The sequence below is a fragment of the Pseudomonas sp. genome (assembly GCF_032058845.1).
Lineage (GTDB): Bacteria > Pseudomonadota > Gammaproteobacteria > Pseudomonadales > Pseudomonadaceae > Aquipseudomonas.
Genome location: NZ_DAMCCR010000094.1, coordinates 1 through 16,426 on the forward strand (window position 1 = coordinate 1; position 16,426 = coordinate 16,426).

Below are 16,426 nucleotides of genomic sequence, written 5' to 3' on the forward strand. Positions count from 1 at the left end.
TGGCGCCGGTGGTCAGCACATCGTCGACCAGCGCCAGGTGCTTGCCGGCCGGCGCTGCGCAGGCTGCCAGGGTGAAGGCATTGCGCAGGTTGCGCTGGCGGGCGCGGGCATCGAGGGTCTGTTGCGCAGCGGTGTCTCGTGAGCGCAGCAACCAGCGCTCGCTGAACGGCACGTGCACCTGGTGCGACAGCCAGCGGCTGAGCATTGCGGCCTGGTTGAAGCCACGCTGACGCAGCCGGCGCCGGGCCATTGGCACGGGCAGGAGCAGGTCCGGGCGTGGCAGCCCGTCGCTATAACGGTGGGTCAGTGCCTGGGCCAGCGCATCGACCATCAGGCGCCCCAGCGGCCACTGGCGACGGTGCTTGAAGCGGCTGACCAGCGTATCGATGGGAAAGCGGTACTGCCAGGGCGCGATCACTGCCTCGAAGGGGGCCGGCGCGTAAGTGCAGCGGGTGCAGGTCAGCCCCGGCCCAGGCAGTGGCAGCGCGCAGTGGCTGCAGGCATCGATCAGCCAGGGCAGCTCTGTTTCGCAGGCATGGCACAGCGGGTAGTGCTGCAAGGCGGGGTCCGAGCATAATTGGCAAGAATGGTTACTATTTAACCACTTGTCGACCAAGTATTTGAGTGTGAGTTGACAGTTCATAGGTCATCCATGAGTATGCGGGCTATCCGTGAGGCGCCGCCGGACTGTCCTGTCCCGGCGCCAGCTACACCCTAGACAAGGAAACGCCGATGAGCGCGAGCACAACTGCAACAACCCGTCACGACTGGTCCCTGGCTGAGGTCAAGGCGCTGTTCCAGCAACCGTTCAATGACCTGTTGTTCCAGGCGCAGACCGTGCACCGCGCGCATTTCGACCCTAATCAGGTGCAGGTCTCCACCCTGCTGTCGATCAAGACCGGTGCCTGCCCGGAAGACTGCAAGTACTGCCCGCAGTCCGGTCACTACAACACCGGCCTGGAAAAACAGAAGCTGATGGAAGTGCAGAAGGTGCTTGAAGAGGCCGCCCGCGCCAAAGCCATCGGTTCGACGCGCTTCTGCATGGGCGCGGCGTGGAAGCACCCGTCGGCCAAAGACATGCCCTACGTGCTGGAGATGGTCAAAGGGGTCAAGGCCATGGGCCTGGAAACCTGCATGACCCTCGGCAAGCTCGACCAGGAGCAGACCGCCGCGCTGGCCCAGGCGGGGCTGGACTACTACAACCACAACCTCGACACCTCGCCCGAGTTCTACGCCAGCATCATCACCACGCGCACCTATGGTGAGCGTCTGCAGACCCTGGCCTACGTGCGCGATGCCGGCATGAAGATCTGCTCCGGCGGCATCCTCGGCATGGGCGAGTCGCTCGACGACCGTGCGAACCTGCTGATCCAGCTGGCCAACCTGCCGGAGCACCCGGAATCGGTGCCGATCAACATGCTGGTGAAAGTCGCCGGTACGCCGCTGGCCGAGGAAGAAGACGTCGACCCGTTCGATTTCATCCGCATGCTCGCCGTTGCCCGCCTGCTGATGCCCAAGTCCCACGTGCGGCTGTCGGCCGGCCGTGAGCAGATGAACGAGCAGATGCAGGCACTGGCCTTCATGGCCGGGGCCAACTCGATCTTCTACGGCGAGAAGCTGCTGACCACCGGCAACCCGCAGGCCGACAAGGACATGCAGCTGTTCGCGCGCCTGGGCATCAAGCCCGAAGCCCGTGAAGAGCACGCCGATGAAGTGCATCAGGCGGCCATCGAGCAGGCCCTGGTCGAGCAGCGCAGCAGCGAACTGTTCTACGACGCAGCGTCGGCCTGAGCATGGCGTTCGACCTCACGGCGCGCCTGGCCGAACGGCGCGCCGCGGACCTCTATCGCCAGCGCCCATTGCTTGAGAGTCCGCAAGGCCCGCAGGTGGTGGTCGACGGCCAACCCTTGCTGGCCTTTTGCAACAACGACTACCTGGGCCTGGCCAATCACCCTGAGGTGATTGCCGCCTGGCGCGACGGTGCCGAGCAGTGGGGTGTGGGCGGCGGCGCATCGCACCTGGTGATCGGCCACAGCACGCCGCATCACGCGCTGGAAGAAGCGCTGGCCGAATTGACGGGCCGGCCGCGGGCGCTGCTGTTTTCCACCGGCTACATGGCCAACCTGGCGGCCATCACGGCGTTGGTCGGGCAGGGCGACAGCGTGCTGCAGGACCGCCTCAATCATGCATCGTTGCTCGATGGTGGCCTGCTCAGCGGTGCGCGCTTCAGCCGTTACCTGCACAACGACCCGGCGAGCCTGTCCAGCCGTCTTGGCAAGGCTGTAGGCGATGCGCTGGTGGTCACCGATGGCGTGTTCAGCATGGACGGTGATGTCGCCGACCTGCCGGCCCTGGCGACGGTGGCCAAGGCGCGTGGCGCCTGGCTGATGGTGGACGATGCTCATGGCATCGGCACCCTGGGCGCGCAGGGCGGCGGCGTGGTGGAACACTTCGGGCTGGGCGTGGATCAGGTGCCGGTGCTGGTCGGCACGCTGGGCAAGGCTTGCGGAACGGCGGGCGCCTTCGTGGCGGGCAGCGAGGAACTGATCGAAGCCCTGGTGCAGTTCGCCCGGCCTTACATCTATACGACCAGCCAGCCGCCGGCGCTGGCCTGCGCCACGCTCAAGAGCCTGGAGCTGCTGCGCCGGGACACCTGGCGCCGTGAGCACCTGGCCGCGCTGATCGCACAGTTCCGCCAGGGTGCCCAGGCCATCGGCCTGCAACTGATGGACAGCCAGACGCCGATCCAGCCGATTGTCATCGGCGACAGCGCCCGTGCCCTGGAACTGTCACGGCGCCTGCGCAAGCGTGGCGTGCTGGTGACTGCCATTCGCCCACCGACGGTGCCGGCGGGCAGTGCGCGGCTGCGGGTCACCCTCAGCGCGGCGCACAGCCAGGCGCAGGTGCAGCTATTGTTGAAAGTGTTGGCCGAGTGCTATCCCACGTTGGAGACTGCCGATGCGTGATCGACTGATACTGCTGCCAGGCTGGGGCCTGGGCACCGCTTCCCTGGAGCCGCTTGCGGCGAGCCTGCGCGGGCAGGACCCGCGCTTGCACGTCGAGCTGATGCCGCTGCCGGAGTTGGCCGAGCGCGAGCCCGATGCCTGGATCGAACACCTCGACAAGCGCCTGCCCAAGGATGTGTGGCTCGGCGGTTGGTCGCTGGGCGGCATGCTCGCCAGCGTGCTGGCGGCGCGGCGCGGCGATCACTGCTGCGGGCTGCTGACCCTGGCCAGCAACCCCAGCTTCATTGCCCGTGGCGACTGGCCGCATGGCATGGCGCCAGACACCTTCAGCACCTTTCTCGACGGCTGCCAGCACCACCCTCAAGTGACCCTCAAACGTTTTCGCACCCTGTGCAGCGAGGGTGCCGTACAGCCGCGTACCTTGCTGCGCCAGCTGGGCATTGGCGTGCCGGACACCGATCCTTTGTACCTGGCCAACGGCCTGGAGGTGCTGGCCAAGCTCGACACGCGTGTGGCGCTGCAAGCCTACAGCGGCCCGCAGCTGCACCTGTTCGCCGGCAGCGACGCGCTGGTTCCGGCCGAAGCGGCCAAGGCCCTCAGCGAACTGTTGCCGGATGTCGAAGTGGGGCTGGTGGAAGAGAGTTCCCATGCCTTCCTGTTGGAGTACCCGGAAGCGCTGGCCGAGGGCATCAAGAGTTTCCTGCATGAGAGTGGCGATGACTGATCTATCCCAGCCCAATCTGCAGGGCATATTGCCCGACAAACGTCAGGTGGCGGCATCGTTTTCCCGCGCCGCGGCCAGCTATGACAGCGTCGCAGCGCTCCAGCGGGCAGTGGGGCTGAACCTGCTCGCGCGCTTACCGGACGGCTTCGTGCCACAGCGCTGGCTCGACCTGGGCAGCGGCACGGGTTGCTTCAGCCGGGCGCTGGCCGAGCGTCATACCGCCAGCCACGGGGTCGCGCTGGACTTGGCCGAAGGCATGCTGCAGCACGCACAGGGCGTCGGCAGCGGCGCACAGCATCATGTGGCCGGTGACGCCGAGCACCTGCCGCTGCGCGATGGCTGTGTGGACCTGGTGTTCAGCAGCCTCGCCGTGCAGTGGTGCAGCCAGTTTTCCAGCGTGCTCAGCGAAGCGGCACGGGTATTGCGCCCGGGCGGTGTGCTGGCGTTCAGCAGCTTGTGCGTCGGCACCCTGCAAGAGCTGCGCGCCAGTTGGCAGGCCGTCGATGGTGGCGTGCACGTCAACCGCTTTCGGCGGTTCGAGGACTATGAGCAGCTGACCGCTGCCAGCGGCCTGGAGGTCCTTGAGCTGCAACGCCAGCCGCATGTCCTGCACTACCCCGAGGTGCGTGGCCTGACCCATGAGCTGAAAGCATTGGGCGCACACAACTTGAACCCTGGCCGGCCCACGGGCCTGACCGGACGGGCCAGGATCCAAGGCCTGTTGCAGGCCTATGAGCACTATCGCGAACCACAGGGCCTGCCGGCCACCTACCAGGTGGTCTATGCCGTGCTGCGCAAGCCCGACCCCAGCGGACACTGACATGACCCATGCGTATTTCATCGCCGGCACCGATACCGATGTCGGCAAGACCACCGTGGCCGCCGGCCTGCTGCACGCCGCTGCTGCACGGGGCCTGAGCACCCTGGGTGCGAAGCCTGTGGCTTCGGGCTGTGTGCTGACGGCCGCCGGGCTGCGCAACGCCGATGCCATGGCGCTGATCGAGCAGAGCACGCTGAAACTACCCTATGAGCAGGTCAACCCGTTCGCCTTCGAGCCGGCCATCGCGCCGCACCTGGCCGCTCGAGAGGCGGGAATCACGCTGGCGGTCGATGCACTGGCTGCAGCCATGGTCGAGGTGCTCGCGCAGGGCGCGGACTTCACCTTGATCGAGGGCGCGGGCGGCTGGCGCGTACCGTTGTCGGGGCAGGCGAGTCTGTCTGATCTGGCGCTGGCGTTGCAGCTGCCCGTGATTTTGGTGGTGGGCGTGCGTTTGGGCTGCATCAACCATGCGCTGTTGAGTGCCGAGGCGATCGCTCGGGACGGCTTGCAGCTGGCGGGGTGGGTGGCGAATGTGATCGATCCGCAGACCTCGCGCCTTGCAGAGAACCTCGCCAGCCTGACCGAACGCCTCGGCGCGCCGTGCCTTGGTCAAGTGCCGAAGCTGGAGCAGGCCAGTGCGGCGGCCGTAGCCCGTCACCTCCAGCTGGACAGGTTGCCACAGGGCTGAAAAAGGCCTCCATCCCATCCAGGGTGTGGCACCGAGCCACTAGTCGCTTTGACGGGCGTTTTACCCGCGGGGCTGCTTTAATGGCTGCTATTCGTTAAGCCAGTGTCATGGAGTCCTGAGATGCAAATCACCGGCAATTCCGCGTTCTACGCAGGCCTGGGTGCTATTCAGGCGGGCCAGAACCGCTTCGATCAGGCGGCCAGCCAGGTGGCCAACCTCAGTGCCGAGCGCTCCGCTACCAGCCAGTCCAGCGATTATCAGGCCGAACGTCTGCGCAGCGTTGACCGCAGCCAGCAGATGGACCTTGCCACCGCGTCGGTCGAGCAGGCGCTGGCCGCTCATCAGGTCGAACTCGGTGCCAAGGTGGCCAAGGCCTCCGACGAAATGCTCGGTCATATCATCGACACCTGGGCGTAAGCCCTGCTGCCTGGCGGTTGGTTAACCGGAGCCGCTTTGCGGCCCATCGCGGCTGACTGGGGCGCCAGACCGGCCGCTCCCACAGGTTTCTGTGGGAGTTTTCTGTGGGAGCGGCTTTAGCCGCGATGGGCTGCAAGGCAGCCCCAATTGCTACAAAGCGGCACAACCCACTGGCCTCAAGCGCAAGCGCTCCCTCTTTTTCAAACCCCGATATCAGTCCTTCGGCTAGCCTGGCGAGTCGAAGCGTACCGGCTATAGCCTGCTACGCCGCGATGGCAAAAACACCCTCGTTCGCGGCATAAATGGCACCAGCGTGCCACCTTGACAACGTTTCCCTCTAAACGTAAGTTTCAAACACTTGTTTGACCGAAGACCATCCGCTGTCTTTCGGTGCCGAACGCATAACCAGAGGTTGATCGCCATGCCTGAGTACAAAGCCCCCTTGCGTGATATCCGCTTCGTCCGTGACGAGCTGCTGGGTTACGAGGCGCACTACCAAAGCCTGCCGGGCTGCCAGGACGCCACGCCTGACATGGTCGACGCAATCCTCGAAGAGGGCGCCAAATTCTGCGAGCAGGTACTGGCACCGCTGAACCGCGTGGGCGATCAGGAAGGCTGCACCTGGAGCGAAACCGGCGTCAAAACGCCAACCGGCTTCAAGCAGGCCTACCAGCAGTTCGTCGAAGGCGGCTGGCCAAGCCTGGCGCATGACGTGCAACACGGTGGCCAGGGCCTGCCCGAGTCGCTGGGCCTTGCGGTCAGCGAGATGGTGGGTGAGGCCAACTGGTCCTGGGGCATGTACCCCGGCCTGTCCCACGGCGCCATGAACACCCTCTCGGCCCATGGCACCGAAGCGCAGCAGCACACCTACCTGAGCAAGCTGGTGACCGGCGAATGGACCGGCACCATGTGCCTGACCGAAGCGCACTGCGGCACCGACCTGGGCATGCTGCGCACGAAAGCCGAACCGCAGGCCGATGGCAGCTACAAGATTTCCGGCACCAAGATCTTCATCTCTGCCGGTGAGCACGACATGGCCGAGAACATCGTGCACATCGTCCTCGCTCGCCTGCCCGACGCACCGGCCGGCACCAAAGGGATCTCGCTGTTCATCGTGCCCAAGTACCTGCCCAACGCCGAAGGCGGTGTAGGTGAGCGCAACGCCGTGCAGTGCGGTTCGCTGGAACACAAGATGGGCATCCATGGCAACGCCACCTGCGTGATGAACTTCGATGGCGCTACAGGCTTCCTGATCGGCCCGGCCAACAAAGGCCTGAACTGCATGTTCACGTTCATGAACACCGCGCGCCTGGGCACCGCGCTGCAAGGCCTGGCGCACGCCGAAGTGGCGTTCCAGGGTGGCCTGAAATACGCCCGTGACCGTTTGCAGATGCGCGCCCTGACCGGCCCTAAAGCGCCTGAGAAGGCCGCTGACCCGATCATCGTCCACCCGGACGTGCGGCGCATGCTGCTGACCATGAAAGCCTTCTCCGAAGGCACCCGCGCCATGGTCTACTTCACTGCCAAGCAGGTCGACATCCTCAAGTACAGCGAAGACGAAGACGCCCGTAAAAAGGCCGATGCCCTGCTGGCCTTCATGACCCCGATCGCCAAGGCCTTCATGACCGAAGTCGGTTTCGAGGCCGCCAACCACGGCGTGCAGATCTACGGCGGCCACGGCTTCATCGCTGAGTGGGGCATGGAGCAGAACGTGCGTGACAGCCGCATCTCCATGCTCTACGAGGGCACCACCGGCATCCAGGCACTCGACCTGCTCGGGCGCAAGGTGCTGATGACCCAGGGCGAGGCGCTCAAAGGCTTCACCCGTATCGTGCACAAGTTCTGCCAGGCCCAGGAGGGTAACGCGGCCATCAAGGAGTTCGTCGAGCCGCTGGCCGCGCTGAACAAGGAGTGGGGTGAAGTCACGATGAAGATCGGCATGGCCGCCATGAAGGACCGCGAGGAAGTCGGCGCTGCATCGGTCGACTACGTGATGTACTCCGGCTACGCCTGCCTGGCCTACTTCTGGGCCGACATCGCCCGCCTGGCCGCCGAAAAACTGGCTGCCGGCACCAGCGAAGAAGCCTTCTACACCGCCAAGCTGCAAACCGCGCGCTTCTACTTCCAGCGCATCCTGCCGCGCACCCGCACGCATGTCGCCACCATGCTGTCGGGCGCTGGCAACCTGATGGCGATGGACGAGGAGGCCTTCGGCCTGTCGATCTAAGCGACCGTCCGGCTGCATGAACACGCCTGCCCCCTGTGGCAGGCGTTTTTTTGGCTGCACGGTGAGCATGACCCGATGTGTCCGTACAGTCTGTTTTGGTCCTGAACAGTCGATTTTTTCTTGAGTTAGACTGAAATCCATTTCCTCGCAACGGCCCACGCGCCGCTGCGTTCTCTACTGCGAGAGGTTGTCATGGCTGACTACAAAGCGCCCCTGCGAGACATGCAGTTCCTCCTCAACGACGTATTCAAGGTCGCTGAGCAATGGGCCGAGTTGCCGGCGCTGGCCGAGTTGGTCGATGCCGAAACCGCGCTGGCCGTGCTGGAAGAAGCCGGCAAGGTGGCAGGGCGCAGTATCGCCCCGCTCAGCCGCGCCGCCGATGAAGAAGGCTGCCACTGGAGCAACGGCGCCGTGCGCACCCCGGCCGGTTTCATCGAGGCCTACGCCACCTATGCCGAGGGCGGCTGGGTAGGCGTCGGCGGCGATCCTGTCTATGGCGGCATGGGCATGCCCAAGGCGATCTCGGCGCAGGTCGAGGAAATGGTCAACGCTTCCAGCCTGTCGTTCGGCCTGTACCCGATGCTCACTGCCGGCGCCTGCCTGTCGATCAATGCTCACGCCAGCGAAGCGCTGAAACAGACCTACCTGCCTAATATGTATGCGGGCGTCTGGTCCGGTTCGATGTGCCTGACCGAAGCTCACGCCGGCACCGATCTGGGCCTGATCCGCACCCGTGCCGAGCCACAGGCCGATGGCAGCTATAGCGTCAGCGGCACGAAGATCTTCATCACCGGCGGCGAGCACGACCTCACCGAAAACATCATCCACCTGGTGCTGGCCAAGCTCCCCGACGCGCCCGCCGGGCCCAAAGGCATCTCGCTGCTGCTGGTGCCCAAGTTCATGGTCAACGCCGACGGCAGCCTGGGCGAGCGCAACGCGGTGAGCTGCGGCTCGATCGAACACAAGATGGGCATCCAGGCCTCGGCCACGTGCGTGATGAACTTCGACGGTGCGGTCGGTTACCTGGTGGGCGAGGCCAACAAGGGCCTGGCAGCCATGTTCACCATGATGAATTACGAGCGCCTGGGCGTCGGTATCCAGGGCCTGGCCTCGGCCGAGCGCTCTTACCAGAATGCCGTGGACTACGCCCGCGATCGTCTGCAAAGCCGCTCGCCGACCGGCGCCAAGGCCAAGGACAAACTGGCCGATCCGATCATCGTGCACCCTGACGTGCGCCGTATGCTGCTGACCATGAAGGCCACGATCGAAGGCGGCCGCGCGTTCTCCACCTACGTGGCCATGCAGCTCGACAACGCCAAGTACAGCCAGGATGCCGAGACGGTCAAACGCAGCGAAGCCCTGGTGGCGCTGCTCACTCCCGTGGCCAAGGCATTCCTCACCGACCTCGGCCTGGAAAGCACGGTGCATGGCCAGCAGGTGTTCGGCGGGCATGGCTACATCCGTGAGTGGGGCCAGGAGCAACTGGTGCGCGATGTGCGCATCACCCAGATCTACGAAGGCACCAACGGTATCCAGGCGCTGGACCTGATGGGCCGCAAGGTGGTGGGTAGCGGCGGGGCGTTCTATCGCGTGTTCTCGGATGAAGTCCATGGGTTCGTTGACCAGCACGGTGCCGAGCTGAGCGAGTTCACCCAACCGCTGAGCGATGCACTGCAGCGGCTCGATGCCGTGACCGCCTGGGTGCTGGAGCAAGCCAAACACGACCCCAACCAGATCGGCGCGGCATCGGTGGAATACCTGCATGCCTTCGGTTATGTGGCGTACGCCTACATGTGGGCACGTATGGCCGGTGCGGCGCAGCAGTCGAGCGGCGATGAAGCGTTCCATGCCGCCAAGCTGGGCACCGCGCGCTTCTACTTCGCCCGTCTGCTGCCACGGCTGGATTCGCTGATTGCCTCGGTGAAGGCGGGCAGCGAAACGCTTTACCTGCTCGATGCCGAACAGTTCTGAGCCGCGAAACGGCTGCGCGTGAATAGGAATGGCTGACGCTTGTAAGTCTTTTCCTACATAGCGTGGTGACTTTTCGCCACTTCTCTCAGAAAGGTTCCCGGCGTAATCTTTAACCCATGGACGTAGCGCAGGAAGCGCAAAGGACAGAACAGGGACCACGCAGGATTTTCCACCAGGATGGTGGAACGATATGGATGTCAGGGAAACAGTCTGAAAGCCCCGCCTTAGTGCGGGGTTTTCTCTGTGCGCGGGATTTGCTTCCTCGGCCCCGCGGGTCACCAGGGGGTTATCTGAGACGCCTCGTTGAACCTCTGCACAAGCGCGCCAGTCTGTGTTGAAACCCCCTACGGAGCGCTTCTCATGGACTTTATCCGCATCATCATCGCCATCCTCCTGCCGCCACTGGGCGTGTTCCTGCAAGTCGGCTTCGCCGGCGCGTTCTGGCTGAACATCCTGCTGACCCTGCTGGGCTATATCCCAGGCATCATTCACGCCGTGTACATCATCGCCAAGCGTTGAGCAGGGGGCGCCGCGCGCCCCTGAAACACCCCGCCAGTGGCTACTCTGCCAGTACCCGGCAATAGAACTTCCATTCCTCCTCCAGCGCATGGGCGAGGTGCCGGGCCTGCCGGAAGCCGTGTCGCTCGCCGGCGTAGAAATGCCCCTCGGCCGCGATGCCGTTGGCTTGCAGCGCCGTCAGCATGCTGCGGGTCTGCTCTGGCACCACCACCGCGTCCAGTTCACCCTGGAAGAAGATCACCGGCACCTTGATGTTGGCGGCGTGCAGCAAGGGCGTACGCGCGCGGTAGCGCTGCGCATCGTGCTCAGGGTCGCCGATCAGCCAGTCCAGGTAATCGCCTTCGAACTTGTGCGTCGCGCGGGCCAGGGCGATCGGGTCACTGACCCCGTACAGGCTGGCACCGGCGCGGAAAACCGCCTGGAAGGCCAAGGCGCACAACGTGGTGTAACCGCCTGCGCTGCCGCCACGGATGAAGGCCTGTTGCGGGTCGATGAGCCCCCGCCCGGCCAGGTGTGCCACTGCAGCGCAGGCATCCTCGACATCACTGACGCCCCACTGCAGGTGCAGCGCCTGACGATAGGCGCGGCCATAGCCGGTGCTGCCGCGGTAGTTAAGGTCCGCCACGGCAAAACCGCGCTGGGTCCAGTACTGGATGCGCGGGTCGAGCACCGGATGGCAGGCCGAGGTCGGGCCACCGTGGATGAACACCACCAGCGGCGAGGCGCCCTGGACGTTGCGGGCACCATAGAAAAAGCCGTGGGCCGTGGCGTCACCGCTGGGGTAGCTGATCGACTGCGGTTGGCTGACCTGCTCGGCTGCCAGCAGGCTGGCGCCCCCAGCCAGTACGCGGACCATGCCGTCCTCACGACCGATGCTGAGCACTGCCGGCAGTTGCGTCGGCGAAGCGGCGACGGCATAGAAGCACTGCTCGTCAGCCGCCAGGCAGCGGAAGCGACTGTAGCCAGCGGCCAGTTCGCGGAGCGGTCGTTCGGGGTGCTGGACACCGAGGCGGCCGAAGCCTGCATCGAACCAGGTGGCGACGAAGCCGCCAGCGGACAGTGGCAGCCAGGTGCAGGCGCCCAACTGCCAAGGTGCACCGGCATGGTCGGCAGCCAGCGCCGGCATCGGCTGCCACTGGCCATCGATCTCTGCCCACGGTTGCCAGAAACCATTGGCATCACTCAATGCATGCAGCCGACCCGCCGCATCGAAGCGCGGCTGCTGCAGCGACTGCGCCGCGTGCTCACGCTGCGCGGCGTCGCAGGCGGCAGGTGAGTCGTGCTGCATCGTGCCATCGCTGGCGGCTGCGGCGTCATCGCAGGCGGCAGGGGAGTTGTGTTGCATTGCACTGTCGCTAGTGGCTGCGGCGTCATCGCAGGCGGCAGATGAGTCGAGTTGCATCGCGCTATCGCTGGAGGCTGCGCCGTCCCGATGCACCACGCGTTCGCTGGCCACATCGGGACGTGGATGCGCCTTGCTGCCGGCCGTGTCATCAAGGGTATGCCGCAACCCGCGGGTGTGTGCCTGTGGGGTATCCGCGCCTGCGCCAGCCACACAGGCAGCAGGCTGCCAGGTGCCATCGGCATTACGTTCCTGGCTCATCAGCCGCGTACGGGTCCAGGGTTGTTCGGGGCGGTCCCACTCGATCCAGACCAGGCGCTGGCCATCCTCGCGCAGAGTGGGCGCGGCATAGAAGTCGGCGCCCTCGACCAGTACCTGGCGCTGACCCTCCACCCAGCTCACCAGGCGATGCACCACCGGCTCGCCTGCGGTTTCCTCCACTGCCAGCAACATACCGTGCTGCCAGTGCAGGTCGCCATAGTGGCGGCCTGGCTCATGGCTCAGCGGTTGCGGCGTAGTGCCGTCCAGCGGCTGTCGATACACCTGCTGGTCGGCTTCATTGACGAACAGCACGCCGTCATCGCTCAGGCAGAAGCTGCCGCCGCCGTATTCGTAGACGCGGCTGCGCACGCTGAACCCGTCGGGGGTCAGGCAGTACGCCTGCTGGTCGCGCCAATGCCACAGTCGGCAGGCGCCATCGGCCGGGCGGAACTCGTTCCATACCAGCCCCACTGGCCCGCATTTCAGGTCGGCGAAGTCGGTCCCGGCAGCCACCGCATCGGCGGCGCTGAAGTCGGTGCTCAGGTCAGCCACGGGCGATCACCCGCGAGTTGCGATCGTTACGGAAGGTCAGTTGTTCGATGCTCACGTCGCTGTGCTCCGATTCTTCGCGGGCCTTGAGGATGATGCCGTGGTCTGGCGACTTGCCACAGACCGGGTCTGCCTTGCTGGCGTCACCGGTGAGCATGAAGGCCTGACAGCGGCAACCGCCGAAATCCTTTTCTTTCTCGTCGCAGCTGCGGCAGGGCTCGGGCATCCAGTCAAAACCGCGAAAGCGGTTGAAGCCGAACGAGTCATACCAGATGTGCTGCAAATCATGCTCGCGCACGTTGGGAAACTGCACCGGCAACTGCCGCGCGCCATGGCAGGGCAGCGCCGTGCCGTCTGGGGTGACGGTGAGGAACAGGCTGCCCCAGCCGTTCATGCAGGGTTTGGGGCGTTCTTCATAGTAGTCGGGCGTCACGAAGATCAGCTTGCACGGATGGTCCTGGGCCTTGAGCCGCTCGCGGTATTCGTTGGTGATGCGCTCGGCCCGTTGCAACTGTTCGCGGGTCGGCAACAGGCCCAGGCGGTTGAGCTCGGCCCAGCCGTAGAACTGGCAGGTGGCGAGCTCGACGAAGTCGGCCTCCAGGGCCAGGCACAGCTCGATGATGCGGTCGATGCGGTCGATGTTGTGCTTGTGGGTGACGAAGTTGAGCACCATCGGATAGCCGTGGGCCTTGACCGCGCGAGCCATCTCCAGCTTCTGCGCAAAGGCCTTGCGCGAGCCGGCGAGCAAGTTGTTCACCTGCTCGTCGCTGGCCTGGAAGCTGATCTGGATATGGTCGAGCCCGGCGTCCTTGAAGGCGGCGATCTTGCTTTCGGTCAGGCCGATGCCCGAGGTAATCAGGTTGGTGTAGAAACCCAGGCGGCGCGCTTCGCGGATCAGCTCGGCGAGGTCCTGGCGCACCAGCGGTTCGCCGCCGGAAAAACCGATCTGCGCCGCACCCATTTCCCGCGCCTCGGCCATGACCTTGAACCACTGCGCGGTGGTCAGCTCTTCGCCCTGGCGGGCGAAGTCCAGCGGGTTGGAGCAGTACGGGCATTGCAGTGGACAGCGGTAGGTCAGCTCGGCCAGCAGCCACAAGGGCAGGCCGATGTCGGCGCTGCCGGTTGCCTCAGGCGAGGACGATCCAGTGTTCGGCACGGGCCACCTCCATGAACTGTTCGATGTCTTCGGCCACTTCTGGAACATCGGCGAACTGTTGCTGCAACTGGCTGATGATCGCGCCGACATCACGCTGGCCATCGATCAGCCCGCCGATCAGCGCGGCACTCTCGTTGAGCTTGATCATGCCCTCGGGGTACAGCAGCACATGGCCCTTCTGCGCGGGCTCGTACTGGAAACGATAGCCCGGGCGCCAGCGCGGGATCAGGTGAAGGTCCAGGCTCATAACGTGATTCCTCTGTGCCAGACCCGGTCCTGGGTCACGCTGTGGTAGGGCGGGCGGTTCAGCTCGTAAGCCATGCTCATGGCATCGAGCATGCTCCACAGAATATCGAGCTTGAACTGCAGGATTTCCAGCATGCGCTGCTGGCCTTCCCAGGTGGTGTAATGCTGCAAGGTGATCGCCAGACCATGCTCCACATCGCGCCGGGCCTGGCCCAGACGGGTGCGGAAGTAGGCGTAGCCGGCCGGGTCGATCCACGGGTAATGCTGCGGCCAGCTGTCGAGGCGCGACTGGTGGATCTGCGGCGCGAACAGTTCGGTCAACGAGCTGCTGGCCGCCTCCTGCCAGCTGGCGCGGCGGGCGAAGTTGACGTAGGCATCCACCGCGAAGCGCACGCCGGGCAGTACCAGTTCCTGTGAGCGCAGCTGGTCGGGGTCGAGCCCTACGGCTTCGCCCAGACGCAGCCAGGCTTCGATGCCGCCGTCTTCGCCGGGCGCGCCGTCGTGGTCGAGCAGACGCTGGATCCACTCGCGACGCACCTCGCGGTCCGGGCAGTTGGCCAGGATCGCGGCATCCTTCATGGGAATGTTGACCTGGTAGTAGAAGCGGTTGGCGACCCAACCCTGAATCTGCTCGCGGGTGGCGCGGCCGTCGTACATCGCCACGTGGTACGGGTGATGGATGTGGTAGAAGGCGCCCTTGGCGCGCAAGGCCTGTTCGAAGTCGGCAGGGGACATCGGCGTACGGTCGTTCACGGAACCTCCGGCTGCGCCACTCACAGTTCGATGCTCATGCCGTCGAAGGCCACTTCCACGCCGCGGCGCAGCACTTCGGCGCGCTCGGGCGAGTCTTCGTCGAGGATCGGGTTGGTGTTGTTGATGTGGATGAGCACCTTGCGCTGGCGCGCGAAGCCATCCAGCACCTCGAGCATGCCGCCGGGTCCGTTCTGCGCCAGGTGGCCCATCTCGCGACCGGTGCGGGTGCCGACGCCGCGGCGCTGCATCTCGTCGTCTTGCCACAACGTGCCGTCGACCAGCAGGCAGTCGGCGCCGTGCATCATCTCCAGCAGTGCGTCGTCCACCTGGCCCAGGCCCGGGGCGTAGAACAGTTTGCCGCCAGTGCGCAGGTCTTCGACCAGCAGGCCGAGGTTGTCACCGGGGTGCGGGTCGAAACGGTGCGGTGAGTAGGGCGGTGCCGCGCTGCGCAGAGGGAATGGGGTGAAGCGCAGGTTCGGGCAGGCGGGGATGACGAAATGCTGGTCCAGCGCGATGCAGTGCCAGTCCAGGCCACCGTTCCAGTGGCTGAGCATGCTGAACAGCGGGAAGCCGGTGGAGAGGTCCTGGTGGACCATCTCGGTGCACCACACCGCGTGCGGGCAGCCTTCGCGCAGGCTGAGCAGGCCGGTGGTGTGGTCGATCTGGCTGTCGAGCAGGACGATGGCATCGATGCCGGTGTCGCGCAGTGCACGGGCCGGCTGCATGGGCGCGAAGGCCTGCAACTGGGCGCGGATATCCGGGGAGGCGTTGCACAGCACCCAGTGTTCGCCGTCATCGGAGAGGGCGATGGACGACTGGGTGCGCGCCTGGGCATTGAGCGTGCCGTCGCGGTAGCCCTTGCAGTTGACGCAGTTGCAGTTCCACTGCGGGAAGCCACCGCCGGCGGCCGAGCCAAGAATCTGGATATACATGACGATGTTTCCCTGGGCAAAAACGAAAACGCCCCGGCAGGCCGAGGCGTCGAACCGCACCGCGGATCAGCGGTTGGCGAAGTACATGGTGACTTCGAAGCCGATGCGCAGGTCAGTGTAAGCAGGTTTGGTCCACATGGGCGTACTCCTCGCGAAGGGGGTTGGGGGGATGCTGCTAGTCATTGGGTGGCTCATGGAGCTCAAGGTTCCTACAAGCCTAGGAGAAATATCCTACAAGAAATGTATGTTCCAAATGGTTAATTATTCGAAAAGGGCTGTTGCAGGCAGGGTAACAATGACGGTGATCACGGCCAGGTCGTACTCGGAGCTGAACCGTTCGCCAAGCACAGCCACGCGGCGCTCGGGTGCAGCAGGTCGCTGACCAGGGCATCGATGTCGGCTTGTGTGGCCTGCCTGATGCCTGCGCGCAAGGTCTCCAGATCGGCCTGTTCGCCTGCCAGATAAGACTGCCACGCGCAGTGGGCGAGGTCCTCGCTGGTCATGTTGGCGTCGTCGAACTGCTCGGCCAACGCGTGTTGCGCGGCAGCGTTGAGCGTCGCCCCGTGGGCCAGCACGGCGCGCAGATGCCTGAGGATCTGCAGCGGTTCGGCATGCGGTGACTGCACGCCGAACAGCAGTCCGGCAACGCCCTCGACCTGACGGAAGGCGCTGAACACCGCGTAGCCCAGTTGCAACTCGACCCGCAGGCGTTGATACACCGGGCCCTGGAGCAGATGGCCGAGCAGGCGTGCGCTGGCCTGCTGCCCCGGGCGAACCGGGCAGAACAGCAGCAGGGCGTGTTCGCCGCTCAGGCGTGGCCGCGGGCACCAGCGTCGGGTTTGCCCGGGCAAGGCC

17 protein-coding genes are annotated in these 16,426 nt (G+C 65.1%); 9 read left to right on the plus strand and 8 right to left on the minus strand.

Annotation, left to right across the window (positions count from 1 at the left end):
* The coding region (locus tag RT028_RS16205) for a ComF family protein (protein WP_312936135.1) at positions 1-643 on the minus strand (643 nt) is incomplete at its 3' end.
* An 89-nt stretch (positions 644-732) separates the two neighbouring features.
* Here RT028_RS16205 and bioB point away from each other — a divergent pair.
* The 9 genes from bioB (at position 733) to RT028_RS16250 (ending at position 10,332) form a co-directional block, all read left to right on the plus strand.
* Positions 733-1,791: a biotin synthase BioB gene (gene bioB / locus RT028_RS16210; RefSeq protein ID WP_312936136.1), complete on the plus strand. Its 1,059-nt coding sequence runs from the start codon at positions 733-735 to the stop codon at positions 1,789-1,791.
* 2 nt (positions 1,792-1,793) lie between these two features.
* The gene (gene bioF, locus RT028_RS16215) at positions 1,794-2,966 is read left to right on the plus strand and encodes an 8-amino-7-oxononanoate synthase (protein WP_312936137.1); all 1,173 of its coding nucleotides are present in this window, start codon (positions 1,794-1,796) and stop codon (positions 2,964-2,966) included.
* Positions 2,959-3,690 carry an alpha/beta fold hydrolase gene (locus RT028_RS16220; protein ID WP_312936138.1) on the plus strand — a complete coding sequence of 244 codons (732 nt, stop codon included), beginning with the start codon at positions 2,959-2,961 and terminating at the stop codon, positions 3,688-3,690. Before bioF ends, RT028_RS16220 begins: the two co-directional genes overlap by 8 nt.
* Positions 3,683-4,510: a malonyl-ACP O-methyltransferase BioC gene (gene bioC, locus RT028_RS16225; protein WP_312936139.1), complete on the plus strand. Its 828-nt coding sequence runs from the start codon at positions 3,683-3,685 to the stop codon at positions 4,508-4,510. The genes RT028_RS16220 and bioC overlap by 8 nt, the downstream gene beginning before the upstream one ends.
* A gap of 1 nt (position 4,511) precedes the next feature.
* Entirely contained in the window at positions 4,512-5,198 is a 687-nt protein-coding gene (bioD, locus tag RT028_RS16230; RefSeq protein ID WP_312936140.1) for a dethiobiotin synthase, read from the plus strand.
* Between the two features lie 120 nt (positions 5,199-5,318).
* The gene (locus RT028_RS16235; RefSeq protein ID WP_312936141.1) at positions 5,319-5,615 is read left to right on the plus strand and encodes a pyrroloquinoline quinone biosynthesis protein PqqE; all 297 of its coding nucleotides are present in this window, start codon (positions 5,319-5,321) and stop codon (positions 5,613-5,615) included.
* Between the two features lie 421 nt (positions 5,616-6,036).
* Positions 6,037-7,842, plus strand: coding sequence for a phenylacyl-CoA dehydrogenase (locus tag RT028_RS16240; protein ID WP_312936142.1), 1,806 nt, complete (start codon positions 6,037-6,039; stop codon positions 7,840-7,842).
* A gap of 192 nt (positions 7,843-8,034) precedes the next feature.
* Positions 8,035-9,813 carry an acyl-CoA dehydrogenase C-terminal domain-containing protein gene (locus RT028_RS16245; protein WP_312936143.1) on the plus strand — a complete coding sequence of 593 codons (1,779 nt, stop codon included), beginning with the start codon at positions 8,035-8,037 and terminating at the stop codon, positions 9,811-9,813.
* A 360-nt stretch (positions 9,814-10,173) separates the two neighbouring features.
* Positions 10,174-10,332 carry a YqaE/Pmp3 family membrane protein gene (locus RT028_RS16250; protein ID WP_101322414.1) on the plus strand — a complete coding sequence of 53 codons (159 nt, stop codon included), beginning with the start codon at positions 10,174-10,176 and terminating at the stop codon, positions 10,330-10,332.
* Positions 10,333-10,372: 40 nt separating this feature from the next.
* Here RT028_RS16250 and RT028_RS16255 read toward each other — a convergent pair whose 3' ends face one another.
* From RT028_RS16255 to RT028_RS16285, 7 genes are all read right to left on the minus strand, one after another.
* On the minus strand, positions 10,373-12,487 hold the full coding sequence (locus tag RT028_RS16255; protein ID WP_312936144.1) for a prolyl oligopeptidase family serine peptidase: 2,115 nt from the start codon (positions 12,485-12,487) through the stop codon (positions 10,373-10,375).
* Complete coding sequence (gene pqqE, locus RT028_RS16260; RefSeq protein ID WP_312936145.1) at positions 12,480-13,640, minus strand: pyrroloquinoline quinone biosynthesis protein PqqE; 1,161 nt, start codon at positions 13,638-13,640, stop codon at positions 12,480-12,482. Before pqqE ends, RT028_RS16255 begins: the two co-directional genes overlap by 8 nt.
* Positions 13,612-13,887, minus strand: a complete 276-nt coding sequence (pqqD, locus tag RT028_RS16265; RefSeq protein ID WP_312936146.1) for a pyrroloquinoline quinone biosynthesis peptide chaperone PqqD — start codon at positions 13,885-13,887, stop codon at positions 13,612-13,614. The genes pqqE and pqqD overlap by 29 nt, the downstream gene beginning before the upstream one ends.
* Complete coding sequence (pqqC, locus tag RT028_RS16270; RefSeq protein WP_312936148.1) at positions 13,884-14,621, minus strand: pyrroloquinoline-quinone synthase PqqC; 738 nt, start codon at positions 14,619-14,621, stop codon at positions 13,884-13,886. Before pqqC ends, pqqD begins: the two co-directional genes overlap by 4 nt.
* 38 nt (positions 14,622-14,659) lie before the next feature.
* A complete protein-coding gene (pqqB, locus tag RT028_RS16275) occupies positions 14,660-15,571 on the minus strand; it encodes a pyrroloquinoline quinone biosynthesis protein PqqB (RefSeq protein ID WP_312936147.1) in 912 nt (303 codons plus the stop codon).
* 66 nt (positions 15,572-15,637) lie between these two features.
* Entirely contained in the window at positions 15,638-15,709 is a 72-nt protein-coding gene (pqqA, locus tag RT028_RS16280; protein WP_003243383.1) for a pyrroloquinoline quinone precursor peptide PqqA, read from the minus strand.
* A 167-nt stretch (positions 15,710-15,876) separates the two neighbouring features.
* The coding region (locus RT028_RS16285) for an insulinase family protein (protein ID WP_409567280.1) at positions 15,877-16,426 on the minus strand (550 nt) is incomplete at its 5' end.

Excerpts from the sequence above, each read along its gene's own strand:
- bioB (WP_312936136.1), top strand. The coding sequence starts at position 733 with ATGAGCGCGAGCACAACTGCAACAACCCGTCACGACTGGTCCCTGGCT.
- bioF (WP_312936137.1), top strand. The coding sequence starts at position 1,794 with ATGGCGTTCGACCTCACGGCGCGCCTGGCCGAACGGCGCGCCGCGGAC.
- RT028_RS16220 (WP_312936138.1), top strand. The coding sequence starts at position 2,959 with ATGCGTGATCGACTGATACTGCTGCCAGGCTGGGGCCTGGGCACCGCT.
- bioC (WP_312936139.1), top strand. The coding sequence starts at position 3,683 with ATGACTGATCTATCCCAGCCCAATCTGCAGGGCATATTGCCCGACAAA.
- bioD (WP_312936140.1), top strand. The coding sequence starts at position 4,512 with ATGACCCATGCGTATTTCATCGCCGGCACCGATACCGATGTCGGCAAG.
- RT028_RS16235 (WP_312936141.1), top strand. The coding sequence starts at position 5,319 with ATGCAAATCACCGGCAATTCCGCGTTCTACGCAGGCCTGGGTGCTATT.
- RT028_RS16240 (WP_312936142.1), top strand. The coding sequence starts at position 6,037 with ATGCCTGAGTACAAAGCCCCCTTGCGTGATATCCGCTTCGTCCGTGAC.
- RT028_RS16245 (WP_312936143.1), top strand. The coding sequence starts at position 8,035 with ATGGCTGACTACAAAGCGCCCCTGCGAGACATGCAGTTCCTCCTCAAC.
- RT028_RS16250 (WP_101322414.1), top strand. The coding sequence starts at position 10,174 with ATGGACTTTATCCGCATCATCATCGCCATCCTCCTGCCGCCACTGGGC.
- pqqD (WP_312936146.1), bottom strand. The coding sequence starts at position 13,887 with ATGAGCCTGGACCTTCACCTGATCCCGCGCTGGCGCCCGGGCTATCGT.
- pqqC (WP_312936148.1), bottom strand. The coding sequence starts at position 14,621 with ATGTCCCCTGCCGACTTCGAACAGGCCTTGCGCGCCAAGGGCGCCTTC.
- pqqB (WP_312936147.1), bottom strand. The coding sequence starts at position 15,571 with ATGTATATCCAGATTCTTGGCTCGGCCGCCGGCGGTGGCTTCCCGCAG.